The sequence below is a fragment of the Streptomyces alanosinicus genome (assembly GCF_014650595.1).
Lineage (GTDB): Bacteria > Actinomycetota > Actinomycetes > Streptomycetales > Streptomycetaceae > Streptomyces > Streptomyces alanosinicus.
The window spans coordinates 138,731-159,161 of record NZ_BMVG01000005.1 but is presented as its reverse complement, the minus strand read 5'-3'; the positions used below and the strand labels follow the sequence as shown (position 1 = coordinate 159,161).

The window sequence follows — 20,431 nt, the reverse complement described above, 5'->3', positions numbered from 1 at the left end:
CTCCGTCGGCGACACAGCGTAGCTGCCGCGATCTTCGTGCCCACAGCCGATTCCCCTCTTGGGGACCGCGCCAGGCAAGATGGGTGCGTGACCCTCATCGATCAGCTGCCGCCGACCGCCGACCCCGACGCCCTGTACGAAGCCTTCGAGTCGTGGGCTCAGGAGCGCGGCCTCACCCTCTACCCGCACCAGGAGGAGGCGCTGATCGAGGCGGTCTCCGGGGCCAACGTGATCGTCTCGACGCCCACCGGCTCCGGCAAGAGCATGATCGCCGCGGGCGCGCACTTCGCCGCGCTGGCCCGTGACGAGGTCACCTTCTACACGGCCCCGATCAAGGCGCTGGTGTCGGAGAAGTTCTTCGAGCTGTGCAAGATCTTCGGCACCGAGAACGTCGGCATGCTCACCGGCGACGCGTCCGTGAACGCCGACGCTCCCGTGATCTGCTGCACCGCCGAGGTGCTGGCGTCGATCGCGCTGCGCGACGGCAAGCACGCGGATGTCGGCCAGGTCGTCATGGACGAGTTCCACTTCTACGCGGAGGGCGACCGCGGCTGGGCCTGGCAGATCCCGTTGCTGGAACTGCCCCAGGCGCAGTTCATCCTTATGTCGGCCACTTTGGGTGATGTGTCGTTCTTCGAGAAGGACCTCGCCCGCCGTACCGGACGCCCCACATCGGTGGTCCGCTCGGCGACCCGGCCGGTGCCCCTCTCCTACGAGTACAAGCTCACCCCGCTCACGGAGACGCTCACCGATCTGCTGGAGAGCAAGCAGGCGCCGGTGTACATCGTGCACTTCACTCAGGCGCAGGCCGTGGAGCGGGCGCAGGCGCTGATGAGCATCAACATGTGCTCGCGCGAGGAGAAGGACCAGATCGCCGAGCTGATCGGCAACTTCCGCTTCACCACCAAGTTCGGCCGCAACCTCTCCCGTTACGTCCGGCACGGCATCGGGGTCCACCACGCCGGCATGCTGCCCAAGTACCGGCGCCTGGTGGAGAAGCTCGCCCAGGCCGGTCTGCTGAAGGTCATCTGCGGCACGGACACCCTTGGCGTGGGCGTCAATGTACCCATCCGCACGGTGTTGTTCACTGCCCTGACGAAGTACGACGGCAGTCGTGTGCGCACCCTGCGGGCCCGGGAGTTCCACCAGATCGCGGGCCGGGCCGGCCGGGCCGGCTTCGACACGGCGGGGCTGGTCGTGGGGCAGGCGCCGGAGCACGTCATCGAGAACGAGAAGGCGCTGGCGAAGGCGGGCGACGACCCCAAGAAGCGGCGCAAGGTGGTGCGCAAGAAGGCGCCGGAGGGCTTTGTCGGCTGGACCGACAGCACCTTCCAGAAGCTGATCGATTCGGAGCCGGAGCCGCTGACCTCGCGTTTCCGGGTGACCCACACGATGCTGCTGTCGGTGATCGCCCGGCCGGGCAACGCGTTCGAGGCCATGCGTCATCTCCTGGAGGACAACCACGAGCCGCGCAGACAGCAGCTCAGGCACATCCGCCGGGCGATCGCGATCTACCGCTCGCTGCTCGACGGCGGGATCGTGGAGAAGCTCGACAAGCCGGACGCCGAGGGCCGTATCGTCCGGCTCACGGTCGACCTGCAGCAGGACTTCGCGCTCAACCAGCCGCTGTCCACGTTCGCGCTCGCCGCGTTCGAGCTGCTCGACCCCGAGTCGCCGTCCTACGCCCTCGACATGGTGTCCGTGGTGGAGTCCACGCTGGACGACCCGCGGCAGATCCTCGTCGCCCAGCAGAACAAGGCCCGTGGCGAGGCCGTGGCCGCGATGAAGGCGGACGGTGTCGAGTACGAGGAGCGCATGGAGCGCCTCCAGGACATCACCTACCCGAAGCCGCTGGAAGAGCTGCTCTTCCACGCGTACAACACCTACCGCAAGAGCCACCCGTGGGTGGGCGACCATCCGCTGTCGCCGAAGTCCGTCATCCGGGACATGTACGAACGGGCGCTGTCCTTCACCGAGTTGGTGTCCTTCTACGAGCTGGCCCGCACCGAGGGCATCGTCCTGCGCTACCTCGCCAGCGCCTACAAGACCCTCGATCACACCATCCCGGACGACCTGAAGTCCGAGGACCTGCAGGATCTGATCGAGTGGCTGGGCGAAATGGTGCGCCAGGTGGACTCCAGCCTGCTGGACGAGTGGGAGCAACTCGCGAACCCGGAGGAGATGACCGCCGAGGAGGCCCAGGAGAGGGCCGACGAGGTCAAGCCGATCACCACGAACGCGCGCGCCTTCCGGGTCCTGGTCCGCAACGCCATGTTCCGCCGCGTGGAGCTGGCCGCTCTCGACCAGGTCGAGGAGCTGGGCGAGCTGGATGCCGAGGCCGGCTGGGACGCCGACGCCTGGGGCGAGGCGATGGACAAGTACTGGGACGAGTACGAGGATCTCGGCACCGGCCCCGATGCCCGCGGCCCCAAGCTGCTGGTCATCAAGGAGGAGCCGGAGAACGGCCTCTGGCGCGTCCGCCAGATCTTCGACGACCCGAACGGCGACCACGACTGGGGCATCAGCGCCGAGATCGACCTCGCGGCCTCGGACGCCGAGGGCCGTGCCGTCGTCCGTGTCACCGATGTCGGGCAGTTGTGAGCCGTTTGCGACCGGTTGCGAGCCAAGGAGAATCCCACCGATGACGAACCCGGCCGAAAGACTGGTCGACCTGCTCGACCTGGAACAGATCGAGGTCAACATCTTCCGCGGCCGTAGCCCGCAGGAGTCCCTGCAGCGGGTCTTCGGCGGCCAGGTGGCGGGCCAGGCGCTGGTCGCCGCCGGCCGCACCGTGGAAGGTGACCGCCCGGTGCACTCGCTGCACGCGTACTTTCTGCGTCCGGGCCGTCCCGGGGTGCCGATCGTGTACCAGGTGGAGCGGGTCCGCGACGGCCGGTCGTTCACCACGCGCCGGGTCACGGCCGTGCAGCAGGGCCGCACGATCTTCAATCTGACCGCCTCCTTTCACCTGCCTGAGGAAGGACCGTTCGAGCACCAGCTGCCGCCGGCCCGCGAGGTACCGGACCCGGAGTCGCTGCCGACCGTGGTCGAGGAGATCCGCAAACATCTGGGCGCGCTGCCGGAGCAGTTGGAGAGGATGGCGCGCCGCCAGCCCTTCGACATCCGCTATGTCGACCGGCTGCGCTGGAACGCCGACGAGATAGCGGGCGCCGAGCCGCGCAGTGCCGTCTGGATGCGCGCGGTCGGACCGCTCGGAGACGACCCGCTGGTCCACACGTGCGCGCTGACCTACGCCAGCGACATGACCCTCCTGGACGCGGTCCGCATCCCGGTCGAACCCCTGTGGGGCCCGCGGAACTTCGACATGGCCTCGCTGGACCACGCCATGTGGTTCCACCGGCCGTTCCGCGCGGACGAGTGGTTCCTGTACGACCAGGAGTCGCCGATCGCCACCGGCGGGCGCGGTCTTGCCCGCGGGCGTATCTACGATCTGCAGGGGCGGCTGCTTGTCTCGGTCGTCCAGGAGGGTCTGTTCAGGTCGCTTTAGCGCACCGGACGCCGGGAGCTGAGCCCGGTCGGTTCAGACCCGCGCCGGCCGAGTACTTCTCCGCCGCAGCCAGCCGCGCAGGCCGCGGCTGCGGCTGCGCCGCGTCAGGACCGGATCGGCCGCCCCTGTTTCGGGCGGCGCTTCGCCGGGTGCCGCCGGGACCAATGCCGTCGGCTCGGTGGCTCGCGTGACCGTCCGGGCCATGGGCGGGATGGGTCGCGCGGCCACTCGCGAGGTCGATGCGGCGCGACGGAGGGCCGGGCGCGGGGCCGGTGCGAAGGCGCGGGCCTCTTCGAGCGTCTGGGCCAGGTCGCTGCGCAGCCACTCGATCTCGTCCGCGTCCTGCGCCGTCGTGATCCGCTCGGCGAGGTGCGCGGCGGGCGATCCCGGGGCGCCCTGACCGGGCGGCACGGGCCGGAACCGGTTCAGGCGGGCACGCTCGTACGGATCCTTGACGACGTCGGCGATCTCGACGGGCGAGAGGAAAGCCGCCAAGGCTCCGGCCCTCGCCCACGGTTCCTCGGCCTGGCGCAGCAAGAACCCGAGGTGGCGTCCCCGCCAGTTGCGGGCACGCAGGTCCGCCCCGTCCTCCAGCCAGCCGCGCAGCGGCTCCGGCGTGCGTCCCTTGAGCAGGTGGGCGTTCTTGGCGTCCGAAGCGAAGGTGCGCAGGTCCTCCGCCAGATAGAGCCAGACCACGACCCGGTAGCGGTTCAGATACCACTTCACCGGGACGAGCAGACCGAGTCGGGCGAGCCGGGTGAAGCGCCCGACCGGGATCTCCATGAGCTTCGCGCCCTCTGCCGTCCCCACCACCCGCACACGAGCGCACAGCGACTCCGGATGGCCTTCCTGTGCGCGCAGGCGGTCGATCTCCGCGCGCTCCACCCTCCGGCCTCCTCCCCCGCCCTCGTCGGGCACGGTCCGAATGTGGCCGAGGTGCACGGCGAGGTCGAACTCGCTTCGCTTGAGGCCCAGTTCCGGAGCGGCGTGGCTCGGGGTGCAGGTCGCGGGCCGGGGCGGGCTGACGGTGTTTGCCGACATGGTCGTACTCCCCCGTGGAGTCCTTGGCTCACGCCCAGTGCGTTCGCCGTGCACACACCGTAGCCAATCCGGCGCACGCCGTGGCGGGCCTGTGGATAACTCCATGCGCGCCCGAGAATCAGCAGGTCATGCGTCTGCGATGGGGGCTCGCTCGGGCTTTCTTGCGTCCACGCCGAGGTGTTCGCCGACGCGGTTGACGAGCAGGGTCATCTCGTAGGCGATCTGGCCGATGTCGGCCTCCGCGCCGCTGAGCACGCACAGGCAACTGCCGGTGCCGGCCGCGGTCACGAACAGCACGGCGTCGTCGTACTCGATCATGGTCTGGCGTACGCGGCCCGTGCCGAAGTGGCGTCCCGATCCCTTGGCCAGGCTGTGCAGCCCGGAGGCCACGGCGGCCAGATGCTCGGCGTCCTCCCGGCGCAGGCCCGTGCTCGCGCCCGTGACCAGCCCGTCGTTCGACAGGACCAGGGCGTGCCGCACATGGTCCACACGCTCGGTCAGATCGTCCAGGAGCCACCCGAGTCCCTGGTTCTGCGCCATCTCCGTCTCCCCGTGTGATCTCCCCCTGGCTGGAGGAACTCTGCGCCAGCCTTCCCCAGGACCGGCGTCCGGGCAAGCAAGATGGACGCATGGCACAGAAGATGACCGATGAGGAATGGCGGGCGTTCGTCTCGAACGGCACCCGGACCGGCAAACTGTCCACCGTTCGCGCCGATGGGAGCCCTCATGTGGCCCCGATCTGGTTTCTGCTGAACGGGGACGAGCTGGTCTTCAACACGGGTAAAGACACCGTGAAGGGGCGCAATCTCGCCCGTGACGGACGGATCGCCCTGTGTGTGGACGACGATCGGCCGCCGTTCCACTTCGTGGTGCTGAACGGCCGCGCGCGCCTGTCGGAGGACCTGGACGAGGTGCGTCGCTGGGCCACCAGGATCGCCGCCCGCTACATGGGTGAGGATCGCGCCGAGGAGTACGGCGCCCGCAACGGCGTTCCGGGTGAGCTGCTGGTCCGTGTCTCTGTCGACCAGGTGGTGGCCGTGAAGGATCTGGCGGCCTGACAGATCCGGGTGGCCTGAGTGGCGCTGACCGCCTGAGCGGTTTGGGCGGTCCGGGTGGTGGGCTCAGCCGACCGAGTCGAGGAGCCGGGCGGTGTGCATGCGTCCGGCGTACTCGACGAGCCGGATCAGGACTTCCTTGCCGGAGTCCCGGTCCCGCGCGTCGCAGAGGACCACGGGCGTGCCCTGGTCGAGGTCGAGTGCGCGGGAGACGTCATGGGCACCGTGGGTGCGCGCACCCGCGAAGCAGTTGACGGCCACCACGAACGGGATGTGCCGGTGCTCGAAGTAGTCGACCGCGGGGAAGCAGTCCTCCAGGCGCCGGGTGTCCGCGAGGACGACGGCTCCGAGGGCGCCTTGGGACAACTCGTCCCACAGGAACCAGAAGCGGTCCTGTCCCGGCGTGCCGAAGAGGTAGAGGGACAGGCCGGAGCGGATGGTGATGCGTCCGAAGTCCATGGCGACGGTGGTGGTGACCTTCTGGTCCACGCCATCGGTGTCGTCCACCAGCTGCCCCGCCTCGCTGAGGAGTTCCTCGGTGCGCAGCGGCCGGATCTCGCTGACGGCGCCGACCAGGGTCGTCTTGCCGACGCCGAACCCGCCGGCGACCAGTATCTTCAGCGCCAGGGCGGAGGCGTCGGCGGCGTCGGAGTGCTCGGTGACCATGATCACTTCTCTCGGGAGGATCGGCTGCGGGCGGCGTCCGCCGGGTGCGGGGGCGAAACCAGCATCATGACAACGGGTCCGCGTCTCGGAGGGGCGGGACCGAAACGCATCTGATGTGACCGAATCGCGCCAGGAATCGGGCCCGACGCGCACGGATCGGGATGCGACACGAGCGGATCCGGTTCTGAACGTTCATCTACAGAGCCCGCAATCCCGCGATGACCTCGCGCAGAATCCGCTCGTCCGGCAGGAGCGCCGGCGGCACGGGCCGGCTGATGACCACGCAGCCGAGTTCCAGGAGGTCGCCGAGCAGGACCCTGACCACGCCGACGGGGAGGTCCGCGTCCGCCGCGAGTTCGGCGACGGACTGTGTCTCCGTACGGCACAAGTCGATCAGGGTCCGGTGCTCGGGGCCGAGTCCGGCGGCGTCGTCGAGTGTCGCTGCCGCGAGGTCGAAGGTGACGAGGGCGATCAGGTCGAAGCGCACCCCGGTTGGCCCCGGCTGGGTGCGCCCGCCCGTCATCGCGTAGGGACGGACCAGCGGTCCGGCCTCGCCGTCGTACCACTGGCTGCCCGGCTCCGACGCGCCGCTCGTCCGGTTCTCGGTCATCGGGTGCCGCCCTTTCGGGGTCATCCGGCCGCGGGCGGCTGCGCGGCGGCGCGCGGCGCTGTGTACAGGTGCTCGCCGACCCGTTTGACGAGGCGTGCCATCTCGTAGGCCACCAGGCCGATGTCGGCGGTGGCGGCGGTCAGGACGGCGAGGCAGGAACCCTCGCCGGCGGCGGCCACGAAGAGGAACGCGTCGTCCATCTCGACCATGGTCTGCCGTACGCCGCCCGCTCCGAAGTGCCGTCCCGCGCCCTTGGCGAGGCTGTTGAAGCCGGAGGCGACCGCCGCGAGGTGTTCGGCGTCCTCCCGGACGAGGCCGGTGGAGGCGCCGACGGCCAGCCCGTCGTTGGACAGTACGACGGCGTGCCGTACCTCGCTGACGCGCATCACCAGGTCGTCGAGCAGCCAGTCCAGTTCGCCGGAGCGCTGTCCGGCCCGCGTGTTCGGGTCCTGGATCATGCAGGGTCTCCTTCGCTGCTGTCAGTGCCCGTTTCGGGTCGCGGGGCGGTGCCGCGGCCGGGCTCTCTGCCGCCGCCGCGAACCCAGCCGTCCCGGTAGGCCGACATGCGGTCCCGTACCTGTTCGGGGGTGCGCTGTTCGTCGCCGTGCCGCGCGGTCTCCGGCTCGGGCGCTTCGGGGCGCTGCTGCCGGAGCTGGGGAGCGAGGCTCGCCTGGCGCACGCGGCGCGGGAGGTCGTCGGAGGTGTCGGAGTCCTGGGGCGGCCGGTGCAGCCGCAACGCGGTGACTCCGGCGGGCGGGGTGGCCGGGGTGGCCGGGGTCTCGTCGGCGGTCCCGCGGTGGCCCGGCTTCTCCGCGGCGCCCCGCGGGACGGATGCGCCGACCGCGAGAGCGGGCCGGTCCGACCGGGTGGCGACCGCCTCCTGCCCCTGATGTGTGTCGGGCACACGCGCGCAATTTGTCTCAGGCACCCGCGTGTACGCGCGTTCCTGCCGGTGACGGGCTTGCTCACCTTGGAGGGAGGCGCGTTGCGCCGCGCCGCCGTGCAGCAGGGCGGTGGGCACCAGGACCACGGCGGTGGTGCCTCCGTAGGGGGAGGTGCGCAGATGCACCTTGACGTCGTGCCGGGACGCGAGCCGGCTCACCACGAAGAGTCCGAGCCGGTCGCTGTCGAACAGGTCGAGGGCCTCGGACTGTTCGATGCGGCGATTGGCCTCCGCGAGGGTCTCGGTGCCCATGCCGAGTCCTCGGTCCTCGATCTCCAGGGCGTAGCCGTTGCCAACCGGTTCGCCGGTGACGCGCACGCGCGTGTGTGGCGGCGAGAACTGTGCGGCGTTCTCGACGAGTTCGGCGAGCAGGTGGGTGAGGTCGGCGACGGCGGCGCCGATGACATGGGCCTCGGGGAGCTGGCGTACCTCCACGCGCGCGTAGTCCTCGATCTCGGACACGGCGGCCCGTACGACGTTGGTCAAGGACACCGGCACGCGCCAGGCCCGGCCCGGTGCGGCGCCGGAGAGGATGATCAGGCTCTCGGCGTGCCGCCGCATACGCGTGGTGAGATGGTCCAGGCGGAACAGGTCGCTCAGCTCGTCGGGGTCGTCCGAGCGGCGCTCCATGCTGTCCAGGAGGCTGAGCTGGCGGTGGACCAGCACCTGGCTGCGGCGGGCCAGGTTCACGAAGACACCGGAGATGCCGCTGGCGAGTTCGGCGCGTTCCACGGCGGCGTGCAGGGCCGCGCGGTGAACGGTGGTCAGGGCTTCCGAGACCTGACCCGTCTCGTCGTCGGTGGGTGGTCCGGCGGGCGCTTCCGCCTGGATGTCGATCTCCTCGCCCGCGCGCAGTCTGCGCATCGCTTCGGGAAGTTTGCGGCGGGCGATCTCCAGGGCGTCGTTGCGCAGGCTGACGAGCTCGACGACGAGTGCGCGTCCGATGCGCACAGAGATGACGAGTGAGGCGGCGACGGCGGCCAGGCCGAGGATCACGGCGGCGCCCGCGGGGCTGAGCAGGCCGCGGGTGACCGGGTCGGCGCGGCCGGCGACGACGCGGCCCGTGTCCGTCGCGATGTCCCGCATGCCGTCATGCACGCGCGCGTGGGCGTCGTTCCAGGCGGCCTCCGACGCCAGGTCGGCCGGCTTGGCGCCCGGTCCGACGGCGAGGATCTTGTCCTCGGAGGCGCCCAGGGCGGTGTAGGAACCGCTTTCGGTCAGCTGCTGCCACGCGGCGCGCTGGGCGGCGGGCAGATCGTCGACGGCGGCCTGGGTGAGGGCGCGGCGCGCGGCGACGGCGGCGCTGAACAGCCGTAGCCTCGCCGCCTGCAGGTGCCCGCCGGCCCGTACGCCGCCGAGGACGGCGTCCTCTTGGGCCAGTGCTTCGGCGGCCCGGCTGAATTCGAGCAGCACGCGCGCGTCGGAGCCGACGTCGGCCTGCTGGATGCCGGAGAGGGCGCCGTCCACAGCGAAGGCCTCGCCGATCGTCTTCGTGTACTGCGCGTACGCCGTGTCCCAGCCGGCCTTGTGGTCGAGTACGGCCGTGCGCAGGGCGCGCAGATGCCCGGCGCCGGTGACGAAGGCGCTGAGGCGTTTGGAGACACCGGCGGGCAGTTCCTCGGCGTCGGCGACGGTGTTGTCGCCGCCGAGGCGCAGCTCGGCCACGGCCCGGTCGGTGCGGGCGGCCAGGGTTCGCACGTCGCCGCCGTCACCCGCGTCCGGTGTGCCGGCGTAGCGCACGGCAGCGGTGCGCTCGGCCTGGAGCGCGGTGACGGCCGCGGCCACCGGGGTGCGCAGTTCGGCGTCGATCCGCTGGGACTGCCGCAGCCGGGCCACGTCCTGGGCGGTGGTGACGGTGGCGTACGCCCACAGGGCGAGCAGCGAGACGACCGGCACCATGAGCAGGCTGACGACCTTCGCGCGCACGGTGCGCGGGCGCAGGTGCCGACGGTTCGCACGCGCGCGTGGCGTGGCCGGTCCTCCGCCGAGCGGGTGGTCGGTGCGCTCGTCGGCGGGCGGTCCGGCGTGTGCGCGGCGGCCGCGCGGCAGGTGCCCCTGGGCGGCGGCTTTCGAGGTGGTACGGGGTGGGCGCATGGCCTCCTCGTTCGGGACGTGGCTCGGGCTCGCTCGGAACCTGGCTCGGGGCACTCGGGACGTCGGTCGCTGCGCTCGGTCCGGTTTCGCTAGCGGGCGATGCTCTCGACGGGCCGCTGGGCGGAGGCGGAGGCCTCGCGCTCGTCTGCCGTGGGTGAGAGGGCGACAAAGGCCGAAGTGATGAACAGGTAGGACCCGAGGCCGACGGCGAGGGGGAAGATGAACTGCATCGCCGTGGCCCCGGGCAGGGTTTCGCCGGAGGGGTCCACCCGCACGCTCACCGCGAACATCCCGGTGTAGTGCATGCTGCTGACGGCCGCTCCCATGACGAGTGAGGCGAGGTTGACCGCGCGAGGCGACTTGATGTTGAGGCCCGCCCACAGGGCCGCGGTCGCCGCGACGATCGCGATCAGTACCGACACTCCGACGAGGACGGGGTCGTATCTGATGCCGCCGTGCAGCCGGACCGCCGCCATGCCCAGGTAGTGCATGCTGGCGACGCCCAGCCCGGTGGTGAGACCGCCGAGGAGGAGCGCGCGGTTGCGGTCGCGGCTGTAGCCGACGGCGAAGACGCCGGCGCAGACGACGACCATGGCGACGAGGAGGCTGAGGATGGTCAGCGGCACGTCGTAGCGGATGTCGGTGCCGCTGACACGGAAGCCGAGCATGGCCACGAAGTGCATGGTCCAGATACCCGTCCCGATCGCGGAGGCCGCGGTGACGAGCCAGTTGCGGCGTGCGCGGCCGGTGGTGGCGAGCGCGCGAACGGTACAGCGCAGTCCGAGCGCGGCGCCTATGCAGGCCATGACGTACGACAGTGCGGGGGTCAGCCAGCCGAAGGCGGCGTGGTCCAGGTGTCCCATGGCCAAAGGACGCTAGGGGGGCGCGAGCGCACACAGGGGGCGCGTTTCGAAAGCTGTTGGAATATGACAGGCAGATGCGCCGGAACGATCGGGTCACGCTCGAACGTGTGCGCCTATGTATCCCCCGTGACGGTGAGGAATCATGCCGTGCATGAGCGATGACCACACACATGTGCAGGAGTTCTTCGCCGCCCGTGCGGCCGACTGGGACAGCCGGTTCCCGGACGACGGTCCCGCCTTCGCGGCTGCCGTCGCCGACCTCGAACTGCGGCCGGGCGACCGCGTGCTGGACGCGGGCTGCGGCACGGGGCGCGCCCTGCCGGCGCTGCGGGACGCCGTGGGCCCGTCCGGGGTGGTGCTCGGCGCCGATCTGACCCCGGCGATGCTCCAGACCGCCGTGCGGGCGGGCCGGGACCGGGACGGCCGGCTGCTGCTCGCGGACGTCGCCGCGCTGCCGGTCATGTCCGGGTCCCTGGACGCCGTGTTCGCGGCGGGTCTGATCGCCCATCTGCCGCGCCCGGAGGAGAACCTGCGGGAACTGGCCCGTGTGGTGCGTTCCGGTGGCACGCTCGCGCTGTTCCATCCCGTCGGGCGCGCCGCCCTGGCGGCACGTCAGGGCCGGCAGATCACCCCGGGCGATCTGCGCGCCGAGGCCAACCTCGGCCCGCTGCTGGCTCGTTCGGGATGGAGCATGACGTCGTACGCCGACGAGGACAGCCGCTTCCTCGCGACCGCCGTGTGCGCGAACTGACCGTCGCGTCGCTGAAGGCCGGGCGGGTCAGACCGTTCCGGCCCCGGTTGCCACGAAGGCCGCCACCTCGGCCGCCGTACTGCGCCATCGCCCGGGCCGCCGTAGCCACGCCGTCGGCAGGCCTTTCCGGAGGAGACGGTGAGCTGCGCGACAGCCTCGTCTCACTCTGCGGTGTCGGCCGCTGAGGTGTCGCGATGTCGCACCGGGCAGCCGCGGAGTCCGGGGACCGGGTGGGTGCCGAGGTCGGCCACCCGGTAGCCGTCCGGGTAACTCTTGACCTCGCGGTTCTGGCGGGCGAAGTGCGGGGAGCGGCGCGGCGGCAGCAGCCGGACGAGCCGGCCACGCGTGCGTACGGCACGCCGCACGAGGGCCGTGGCGGCCGCGCCGGGCGGCGCGTACCGGAACGCCCGCAACACGTGCTCGTCGAGCAGGGCGAGCGTCGCGGTGCGCAGCAGCGGAGCCAGGGGGCGCGGATACCAGGACGCCATCAGGTCGAGGGTGACGTCGGAGACCGTCCGGGACTGTTCGTCTCAGTCGAAGTGTTCCTGCTCGTAGGCGTCGAGGAGGGTCTCGAACCCCTCATACGTCTCGGGGATGTCAGGGATGCCCATGTGCCGGCCGAGGGCGCGGTAGTACTCGGTGGCGGCGACGATCTCGTGCCGGTCCAGCCTCCGCCAGCCATAGGTGTCGATCCAGCGCCGCGGCACCACGACGAAGGTGCTCGGCACATAGCGCATGTCGTCGTCGCTGATGTCGTAACTGCGATGCATCTGGTTGATGCGCCGGATCGCCGTACGCCCTTCCTCGGTGGCGCAGCCGTGCTCGACGACGGCGTCGAGGAGCAGCACGGTGTCGTCGTACCGCTTCTGCGTGCGCTCGGGCAGTTCCGCCGTGCGAGCGAGCAGCCGTCCGATGCTGGGCACGGCGTAGGTGCGGTACTGGGCCAGTCCGAGTGCCCGGGTGTAGTCCCAGGGGAACTCGAACGCCGCGCTGAGCCGGTAGATCTCCGGTGCGTCCGCCACCGCGTCCAGCAGGCGGATCTGTCCGAGCCGCTCGAAGCGCTTCACCGGGTCGTCCCCCTTCTGCCACGGAAGGTCCAACTCTACGGTGAATGACGGCAGATGAAGCACTGCCGATGAGCCTGTTCGGGGGAGCGGGGCCTGCGTGTTCGGCCACCTACGGAAGGACTCAGCCGGGTTGCGCGCCGCCACGCGCGTGCGGCCCATGGACACGGGACAGGAGTGCGCACAACTTGTTCGAAGCGGCGGCCGCCTCTGCCTGCCGTGCTCTCGTCACGCGGCCCGGGAACGCGGCGGGTCGCCCGGGACGGTGGCCCGTGGCCTCCCCGGGCTGCTCACCGGCTGAGGGAGTCCTCGCAACCTGTGGTCGTTTCGCCCCCGTCCAGGCGGAAACCTGCAGGTCCGCGTGGTGTGAGGAGTCGTGACAAGCGGCTTCCGCTCGCACTAGGGTGCGCGCCGAAGGATGAACCACTGGGGAGGCTGGGATGGCCGGGACCGACGATGAGGCCGTCGCCGCCACGGACGATGCGCTGTACGTACTGACGGCGGTGCTGCTGACGCCGGCACAGTTTCCGAGCGTTCTGGGCGACGACTATCCGGAGGCGTGCACGGCGCTGGGACTCGCGCCCCTCGCCGACGGGTACGGCCTGGTGCTCGGCCAGGACGGCGACGGCGCGCGCTGGACGGTCGTCATCGACGACGTCTCGCTGGTCGCCGTGGCGATCGCGTCCTGGGACTGCGGCATGGAGTACGAGCTGTCGCCGGACGAGCGCGCGGTCGTGACCGCCCTGCCGGGCTGGCCTCTGGCGGTCGCCGTCGCGGCTCCTGGTGTCCCCGCCCCGCACGATCCCTCTCCCGACGTCGCGGACCGTCCTGCGCTGAGCCCGCCGGACACCAGCTCCTGGGGATCGGCCCAGCGCCGCCTGGGCGCCGACGAGATCGCGCTGCAGTGGGCGGCGTGGCGAGGGCAGATCGACGACGAGAGCTTCTCCGCGCCGGACGAGCGGGCGAAGCCGGAAGGGCAGGAGGAGGCCGAGGGCTCCTCGCCACAGGCCCGGCAGGACGTGCCGCACAGCGGCCACCGGGGAGTCCGGAGGGTGCTCGCGGAGGCGCGCGCCTACGTCGACTCGCCGCCGCCGCTCGGCCGGGTGCGCTCCTCGTTCGCCCCGGGGGACGCCCGTACGCTGCGCGCCGACGGCCCCGGCTGGTCGATCGTGGCACGCACCGACGACATCGCCTTCGTCCTGCTCGACGACGAACCCGGCGAAGTCCTGCCGGTGGGCCGGGGCCCCGAGCTGCCAGGCCTCCTGGAAGCACTCGACAAGATGGCCGTACGCCCCCTCTGAGGCGCACGCCGACACACCAGCCGGGAGCGACCGGGCTCCTCTAGACCCCGCGACCTGCCCGCGGCCAGGCACGCGCCGGGCCAAGTCCGCGTCGAAGGGCGAGCGCGCCCGCAAGGCCACGCGTGGCCGCCTGCGAGGGCCGGACCAGCCCCCAAGACCGGTCCGGCCCCGTAGACGCCACGGCGGGTCTCTCCGGGCGATCCGGAGGCACGCCCTCAGCGGCTCAGCGGCCGAGTTCCTTGCGGGTGACCCGGCGGAGCCTGCGCCGCTGTGCGGGGTCCAGCGTGAGATACGCGGCGACCGGAACGCCGACCACGATCAGGAACGCCACCCACCAGGGCAGCCAGATCAACAGGATCAGCCCGACCGCCACGCCTCCGATGGCGATCTTCGCGTTCATCGACATGAGCGTCGCCTCCTTCACGGCCACTGCCGCTCTCTGCTGTGAGAACGGGCCCGCGGTCCCCACGGTTCCAGAAGCCGACCCTGAGACGCCCCTGAGTCCCCCTGGTGGGTCGCTCACGGCCCGCGCACGCCACCAACGACGGACGCCGTCGAACAGATGGTGAAGTAGCCCGGATCACGACGTCAGTATGCCCGGGACACCCTCGACCTGCTGTACCCTCGGCGACTCCATCCGGTTAGTCAAATTTGAGGAGTGCGCAAGAGCTGTGCAGAGCCATCCGACGACACCGCCCCCCGAACTCTCCGAACTGGCCCGTTGCTGCACGGTCTTCCTGCCCGGCGAGCCGGCTCGCACGGGCCGGCTCGCGTTCTGGCGGCGGGACGGCGCGGTCCCTCCAACCGTCGCCGACGGAACGCAGACGGAACTGGACATCGTCATGCCGACGGACGGCGGCGTCGAGCCGGTCCGCACGCCCGTGCTCGTGCTGTCCGCACACCGTGCCCTGCCCTTGCTCACACGCGCGCGTGAGCTGCCGCAGCGGCACCGCTCGGCCGACTTCTGGGGTGCCGCCTGCCGACTGGCCCCGCACTTCCTTCCCTGCACTTCCTGGCACGTGGCCTGCTGATGCCGGACGTCTCCCTCGGCGATCATGACGTCTGGCGGGTGGACCGGCTGTCCGCGCGGGACGCGGAGCTGATCCGTGAACTCGCCGCCGCCATGCCTCCGGAGGCCCATGCGGTACCTCTCTCGGACGAGGGGCCGCCGCGGCTGCCGGACCCGGAGCGGCTGCTGCGCGCCTTCCTGGACGCGGTCGCCGATGTTCTGCCGCGCTCCCCCGCGGCCCGGTCGGTGACCGGTGGCCCCGCGTACGCGGCGACCGAGCCACAGCGGTGGCCCGCTCTGCGAACCTGGGCCGACGACATCGCCGCCGGGCATGACGCGGGTGCGCGGCTGTCGCTGCGTGTGGAGGTCTCCGGACTCGATGGGCTCGACACACCCGATGGACCCGATGGACCCGAAACCATGGACGGCCCAGACGAGCCAGACGAGCCAGACAGGCCAGACAGGCCAGACAGGCCAGACAGGCCAGACAGGCCAGACAGGCCAGACAGGCCAGACAGGCCAGACGACGCTGCCCAGCGGGACGACCACGCTCCGGTCCGGTTCCGTGCGGTGCCACAGGTGCACGATGTGAGCGGCGTGGCGGACGTCCTCGATGCGGCCGCCCTGTGGACAGGTGCGGGCGCCGTGCCCGAGGCGGTCTGTGCACGCGCGCACACCGGTGTGCTGCCGGCGCTGCGCCGTGCCGCCCGCGCCTGGCCGCCGTTGACACCGCTGCTGTCCGCCGCCGTACCCGAGGCCGTGGACCTCGCCGACGACGAGATCGCCGAGCTGCTGAGCGAGGGCACACGGGCTCTGGCCTCGGCTGGAGTCGACGTGCACTGGCCGAAAGCACTGGCGCGCGGTCTGACGACACACGCATCCGTAGGCCCGCCGGACGAGGCAGTGGCAGCGGCCGCCCCTCGGCCCGCCGCGGCGCCCTCGTCGCTGCTCGCGTCGGACGTCACGGTCACCTTCAGCTGGTGGTTCGCGCTGGGCGGGCGGGAGTTGTCCCGGACGGAACTGGACCGGCTCGCGGAGGCCAAGCGCCCCCTGGTGCGGCTGCGCGACGGATGGGTCCTGGTCGACCCGCGCCAGGCGGACCGCGCACGGGCCCGTCAGGACCGCGCCCTCGCTCCCGTCGAGGCGCCGGCCGCCGCGCTGACGGGCTCGGCAGAGGTCGACGGCCACCAGGGTCGGTACGGTCGTCGGGGTGGCTGGAAGGGCTTCGCGAGCACCTCACGGACCCCGGGACGGCGCGTGGCGTCGGACAGCCGCCCGGCCTGGCCGTCACCCTGCGTGCGTATCAACTCCGCGGCTTGGACCGGCTTGCCCGCATGACCTCACTCGGGCTGGGCGGCTGTCTGGCGGGCGACATGGGCCTCGGCAAGACGATCACGCTGATCTTCCCTGTCAAGTCAGCATGTCGAGTCGTTGAGGTCCGGCATCCGGGCCGCACACGGCGGTGGGAACACCGCCCAACTCGCCGCGTCGCACAACCGGATCACGGCGGCCTCCGGTGTCCGCATGTGGAATGCAGGCCAGCCCCGTCCCGGCCCGTGCCGCGACCACGAACCTTTCCCGTGGATTCACTGCTTTCCCGTGCACGGGAAAGCATCACCGGCATTCAAGGAAAACGACGGAATGCATGACACGAAGTGCGGTCAGCCGCAAGGACATAGACGCAACAAGTAAGTCAAGACTTACCTTTAGGGAACTTTGGCCGTATGGTGCGGCTCGAATCGAAGGAGTCCCTTGTTGTCAAACATAAATGATTCTGCCGTGCGTGCGGTTGAATCGGAGCAAGGTTACGTGTCCTCATTGTATGAGCTGCTCACCGAGCGGCTTTCCGAGGCGCGAGCGAACCGGGCGCGTGTGCTGAAGGCTCCGGCGGACGGCGCCGGCGAGGCGTACGAGAGAGAGATCGCCGCCGACCGTCTGACCAAGGAGATCGGCCGGCTGGAAGGCGCCGAGAAGGGGCTGGTCTTCGGGCGCATCGACTGGACGGACGGCACGGCCCTGCGCATCGGGCGGATCGGACTGCACACGGAGGAGGACGAACTGCCGCTGCTCGTGGACTGGCGCGCGAACGCGGCGCGGCCCTTCTACGAGGCGACACCGGTCCACCCGATGGATCTGCGGCGGCGCCGGCACCTGCGCCTCGAGGAGCGCACGGTCGTCTCGGTGAGCGACGAACTGCTCGACGGGACCGCCCCGACCGACGAAGACGTCGTGGGGGACGGCCCGTTGACCGAGGCTCTGTCGGCACGGCGTACGGGCAGGATGCACGCGGCCGTCGCGACGCTGCAGGCCGAGCAGGACGAGATCGTCCGCTCCGCCCACCGCGGGGTGACCGTGGTGCAGGGCGGGCCCGGCACCGGCAAGACGGTGGTCGCCCTGCACCGGGCGGCCTACGTCCTGTACGCGTTCCCGCGCGCCGCGGAGGAAGGCGTCCTCGTGGTGGGCCCCAACGCCCGTTTCCTCGACTACATCTCCCAGGTCCTTCCCTCGCTCGGGGAGAACGACGTCGATCTGGCGACCTGTCAGGAACTGGCCGGAGTGTCCCCGGACGCGGTGGACCCGTTCGACACGGCGCGCCTCAAGGGCGGCCTGGACCTCGCCGACGCCCTGGCCGGCCTGCTGCGAGACCACCAGGCCCCCGCCGGTGACTTCACCGTCCGGGTCGGGCAGGAACTGGTCCACCTGTCCGAGAAGGAGGTCGCCACTGCACGCGCCGCCGCCCTGGCGGCCGCGTCCGGCCACAACCCCGCGCGCCAGGCGTTCAAGGAACTCCTGGTCGACGCCGTCACCGACGCGATGCAACGGGACATGGGCGACCTCCTGGAGCAGATCGACGCCGATGCCGAGCAGATGACGGGCCTGAACCTCGACCGGTTCACGGGGGTCGCCCAGCGCCGTGCCGAGGGCGCCGCCGACCCGGGTCCGGTCCACGAGCTGGACCTGGATGCCATCGGGGCCGATCTCCTCGACGACGCCGGTGTCGACCGGGCGGTCGAGGCGCTGTGGCCGCGGCTGGCACCCGGTGACCTCGTGAAGGCACTGCTGACGGATGCCGACGCCCTGGCCGAGCGCCTGCCGACCCTGACCCCGCAGGAGCAGTCCCTTCTCCTGCGTGCCCCGGACGCCCCGTGGACCGATGCGGACGTGCCGTTGCTGGACGAGGCGGCGAGCCTGGTCGACGGCCCGCCCGAGCGCACGTACGGGCACGTCGTCGTCGACGAGGCGCAGGAACTGACCGCTATGCAGTGGCGGATGATCGTCCGCCGCTGCCCGGCGAGGGCGATGACGCTGGTGGGTGACTTCGCCCAGTCGGGCCCGGCCACGACGGCACGCGACTGGAAGGAAGCCCTGAGCCCGCATGTCGGGACGCGGTTCAGGCTGCACGACCTGACGGTCAGTTACCGCACCACGCAGGAGATCCTGGAGAGCGTCCGGGACCTGCTCGCGCGGATCGCTCCGGACCAGCGGCCCACACGGTCACTGCGCAGCGGTGAGAGCCCGCGCACCGTGACCACACATGGGGACGGGTTGGTCACCGCCGTCGTGGAGGAACTGCGCGCCCAGAGCACCGCGCAGCCGGACGAACTCCTGGGAGTGATCTGCGCGGACACCCGGGTGAGCCAGTTGACGGCTCACGGCATCGCCGACCAGGCACGCATCGTGCCCGCGTCCGAAGCACGTGGCCTCGAGTTCGACGGGGTCGTCGTCCTGAACCCCGAGGAGATCATCACGGCCCGCCCCGGCGGGGAGAGGGACCTGTACGTGGCCCTGACCCGGGCCACCAAGCGTCTGTGCACCATCGCCATCCAGCCCTCATGATGGCGCGCCGCCCGCGTGGTCGCCGCGGGCGCACAAGTGCCCCAACGCGCCGTCAACGTGCGCACTGGTATAGCCCTGACCTCCCTGCTCAGCCTGATGTCCTGCCTTCCGGCGTGTGTCGTCCAACGAGAGAGCCGGCTGCCGGTTCCCTGCAGACTGAGACCGCCTGAGTCTGCGAGCTGTTCTACCCGTCCGAGGGGTTCGCCTCGGACGGGTAAGGCTTGTCCCGCAATGTTGGACAGGAGTGCGCGTGAGGTTTTCTCAGGCACTCGTGCACACTCGCGTGCACACTGGAGATCGCAAAAAGGGCCCGCGACCGGCATTCCTGCTGGTCACGGGCCTTTCATGCGGGCCTTTCATGAAAGTAGCCCCGACGGGTCGCACAGCAGATGGATGCTGGACGTGCCGCTGGTCATCAGATCCGTTTGCCCGCTGGACCGATCTGTCGTATGAGTACCGCTTCGCGGTTCGCTTCGGGCGAGCGTGAGTTCTGCCGACGAGGGCAGCGGGGCCGCCAGGCCGGCCTGAACGTCAGTGCGCCGGTCAGTCGACGCCTTCGATGATGCGGAAGTCGCGCTCGACGCCGTCGGAAAGGACGGCCAGCGCCTCCTGGTATGCCGCGCTCTCGCGTGCCGCGACCGCCTGTTCAAAGGTGTCGAACTCGATCAGGACGGTGCGCTCGGCGATTCCGGCGTCGTGGGCGACGACCCGACCGCCGACGGCGAGCCTCCGCCCGCCCCCGGCCTGGACGGCCGGACCGGCCAGCTTGTTGTAGGCGGCTAGCTTCTCGGGGTCGGAAATGGTGCGGTAGACGCTGACCCAGTAGCCCTTGGCCATGGAAACCTCCTGTGTTCGGACAAGCGCGCCAGGCTTCGAGCCGACACTCAGATTGATCGGCCCCGGCGACGGATCACCGGGCATTTCAGAGGGCGGTTCGCAAGGAACTGGCTGATTGTGGTGTGCTGTTGAGATAAGACGATGTCTCAGTTGGCGATGGAGCCCTGCCTACAACTCGTACCAATCGCTCAGTTCACCAGGCATCCCTGTCTGGACGAAGTCGTGAACGATGCCCCGCCCAAGCCGTCCTCGCTCTACATCTGGCCAGCTCAGCGTGAAGTCGGAAAGGGCTCACTGCGCCGGGAACGGGGCGCCCCAGGGCTCTTCCTCCAGGAGGAGCCCGTTGGCCAGGTAGCTGATGGTTCGGTACCAGCCGGCCAGCACGAGGAACTCCAGGAGTTGGGCGTCTTCGTAGTGGACGCCCAGGGAATCCCAGGCGGGTTGTGAGAGTTGTGCTGTGTCGTGCAGTTCGTCGACGGCGTTGAGCAGTGCCGCATGACGTGGCGGCCACGCGGTGTTGGCTGCGACGTCGATGTCGGTGGTGGCCTGGAGCTGTTCCTGGCTCAGTCCGGCCTGCTGGGCGAGGGTCGCGGCGTGTGCCCCCCATTCGTAGGCGCAGCCGGTGCGTGCGGTTACTCGGGCGATGATGATCTCGCGGTCGATGGCGGGAAGAAGTCCGTGGCCCAGCAGGCCGGCCCCCAGGGCGAACATGCGTGAGGCCAGTTCCGGGTTGCGGTGCAGTACCCGGAACAGTGTGAGCGGCTCGTGTGTCACGCCGGGAGGCATCCATCGGCGCAGTGCCTGGTCGATGGGCGCGGGATATGGCGGGGCGAGCGGTTCGATGCGCGGCAT

Annotated in this window: 17 protein-coding genes and 2 pseudogenes; 8 read left to right on the top strand and 11 right to left on the bottom strand. The window is 70.7% G+C overall.

The features are described 5' to 3' along the window. Window positions 1–87 precede the first annotated feature (87 nt). Window positions 88–2,601, top strand: a complete 2,514-nt coding sequence (locus IE277_RS13780; RefSeq protein WP_189952084.1) for a DEAD/DEAH box helicase — start codon at window positions 88–90, stop codon at window positions 2,599–2,601. A gap of 40 nt (window positions 2,602–2,641) precedes the next feature. Beyond that, a complete protein-coding gene (locus tag IE277_RS13775) occupies window positions 2,642–3,508 on the top strand; it encodes an acyl-CoA thioesterase (protein WP_189952082.1) in 867 nt (288 codons plus the stop codon). A gap of 33 nt (window positions 3,509–3,541) precedes the next feature. On the opposite strand, the gene IE277_RS13770 is transcribed toward IE277_RS13775, so the two are convergent. Beyond that, on the bottom strand, window positions 3,542–4,549 hold the full coding sequence (locus IE277_RS13770; protein WP_189952080.1) for a DUF6397 family protein: 1,008 nt from the start codon (window positions 4,547–4,549) through the stop codon (window positions 3,542–3,544). 126 nt (window positions 4,550–4,675) lie between these two features. Continuing rightward, window positions 4,676–5,089 (bottom strand): roadblock/LC7 domain-containing protein, encoded by a 414-nt coding sequence (locus tag IE277_RS13765; RefSeq protein WP_189952078.1) that lies wholly within the window; start codon window positions 5,087–5,089, stop codon window positions 4,676–4,678. An 89-nt stretch (window positions 5,090–5,178) separates the two neighbouring features. On the opposite strand from IE277_RS13765, the gene IE277_RS13760 reads away from it, so the two are divergent. Next, window positions 5,179–5,607 (top strand): PPOX class F420-dependent oxidoreductase, encoded by a 429-nt coding sequence (locus IE277_RS13760; RefSeq protein ID WP_189952076.1) that lies wholly within the window; start codon window positions 5,179–5,181, stop codon window positions 5,605–5,607. A gap of 63 nt (window positions 5,608–5,670) precedes the next feature. On the opposite strand, the gene IE277_RS13755 is transcribed toward IE277_RS13760, so the two are convergent. The 5 genes from IE277_RS13755 to IE277_RS13735 form a co-directional block, all read right to left on the bottom strand. Beyond that, window positions 5,671–6,270, bottom strand: coding sequence for a GTP-binding protein (locus tag IE277_RS13755; protein WP_189952073.1), 600 nt, complete (start codon window positions 6,268–6,270; stop codon window positions 5,671–5,673). A 196-nt stretch (window positions 6,271–6,466) separates the two neighbouring features. After that, entirely contained in the window at window positions 6,467–6,880 is a 414-nt protein-coding gene (locus IE277_RS13750; protein ID WP_189952071.1) for a DUF742 domain-containing protein, read from the bottom strand. 20 nt (window positions 6,881–6,900) lie between these two features. Continuing rightward, window positions 6,901–7,338, bottom strand: coding sequence for a roadblock/LC7 domain-containing protein (locus tag IE277_RS13745; RefSeq protein WP_189952069.1), 438 nt, complete (start codon window positions 7,336–7,338; stop codon window positions 6,901–6,903). Next, window positions 7,335–9,917 (bottom strand): sensor histidine kinase, encoded by a 2,583-nt coding sequence (locus IE277_RS13740; protein ID WP_189952067.1) that lies wholly within the window; start codon window positions 9,915–9,917, stop codon window positions 7,335–7,337. Before IE277_RS13740 ends, IE277_RS13745 begins: the two co-directional genes overlap by 4 nt. 89 nt (window positions 9,918–10,006) lie before the next feature. Then, window positions 10,007–10,780 carry an MHYT domain-containing protein gene (locus tag IE277_RS13735; protein ID WP_189952066.1) on the bottom strand — a complete coding sequence of 258 codons (774 nt, stop codon included), beginning with the start codon at window positions 10,778–10,780 and terminating at the stop codon, window positions 10,007–10,009. A gap of 151 nt (window positions 10,781–10,931) precedes the next feature. Here IE277_RS13735 and IE277_RS13730 point away from each other — a divergent pair, with 151 nt between their 5' ends. Continuing rightward, window positions 10,932–11,531, top strand: a complete 600-nt coding sequence (locus IE277_RS13730) for a class I SAM-dependent methyltransferase (protein ID WP_189952065.1) — start codon at window positions 10,932–10,934, stop codon at window positions 11,529–11,531. 161 nt (window positions 11,532–11,692) lie between these two features. On the opposite strand, the pseudogene IE277_RS13725 reads toward IE277_RS13730, so the two are convergent. Continuing rightward, window positions 11,693–12,598, bottom strand: a pseudogene (locus tag IE277_RS13725) (oxygenase MpaB family protein). A 437-nt stretch (window positions 12,599–13,035) separates the two neighbouring features. Between IE277_RS13725 and IE277_RS13720 the strand changes: the two are divergent. After that, the gene (locus IE277_RS13720) at window positions 13,036–13,896 is read left to right on the top strand and encodes a hypothetical protein (protein ID WP_189952064.1); all 861 of its coding nucleotides are present in this window, start codon (window positions 13,036–13,038) and stop codon (window positions 13,894–13,896) included. Between the two features lie 223 nt (window positions 13,897–14,119). On the opposite strand, the gene IE277_RS13715 is transcribed toward IE277_RS13720, so the two are convergent. Further along, window positions 14,120–14,302, bottom strand: coding sequence for a tail-anchor membrane protein (locus tag IE277_RS13715; protein ID WP_189952063.1), 183 nt, complete (start codon window positions 14,300–14,302; stop codon window positions 14,120–14,122). Between the two features lie 265 nt (window positions 14,303–14,567). Between IE277_RS13715 and IE277_RS49490 the strand changes: the two genes are divergently transcribed. The 3 genes and pseudogenes from IE277_RS49490 (at window position 14,568) to IE277_RS13700 (ending at window position 18,742) form a co-directional block, all read left to right on the top strand. Further along, window positions 14,568–14,927 carry a response regulator gene (locus IE277_RS49490; RefSeq protein ID WP_189952062.1) on the top strand — a complete coding sequence of 120 codons (360 nt, stop codon included), beginning with the start codon at window positions 14,568–14,570 and terminating at the stop codon, window positions 14,925–14,927. A 287-nt stretch (window positions 14,928–15,214) separates the two neighbouring features. Continuing rightward, window positions 15,215–16,308: pseudogene (locus tag IE277_RS13705) on the top strand (SNF2 helicase-associated domain-containing protein); the annotation flags it as partial. A 352-nt stretch (window positions 16,309–16,660) separates the two neighbouring features. After that, window positions 16,661–18,742: a HelD family protein gene (locus tag IE277_RS13700; protein WP_506005341.1), complete on the top strand. Its 2,082-nt coding sequence runs from the start codon at window positions 16,661–16,663 to the stop codon at window positions 18,740–18,742. Window positions 18,743–19,285: 543 nt separating this feature from the next. On the opposite strand, the gene IE277_RS13695 is transcribed toward IE277_RS13700, so the two are convergent. Both IE277_RS13695 and IE277_RS13690 read right to left on the bottom strand, forming a co-directional pair. Beyond that, window positions 19,286–19,579 carry a DUF1330 domain-containing protein gene (locus tag IE277_RS13695; RefSeq protein ID WP_189952060.1) on the bottom strand — a complete coding sequence of 98 codons (294 nt, stop codon included), beginning with the start codon at window positions 19,577–19,579 and terminating at the stop codon, window positions 19,286–19,288. Window positions 19,580–19,870: 291 nt separating this feature from the next. Continuing rightward, window positions 19,871–20,431, bottom strand: a complete 561-nt coding sequence (locus IE277_RS13690) for a carboxymuconolactone decarboxylase family protein (RefSeq protein WP_189952059.1) — start codon at window positions 20,429–20,431, stop codon at window positions 19,871–19,873.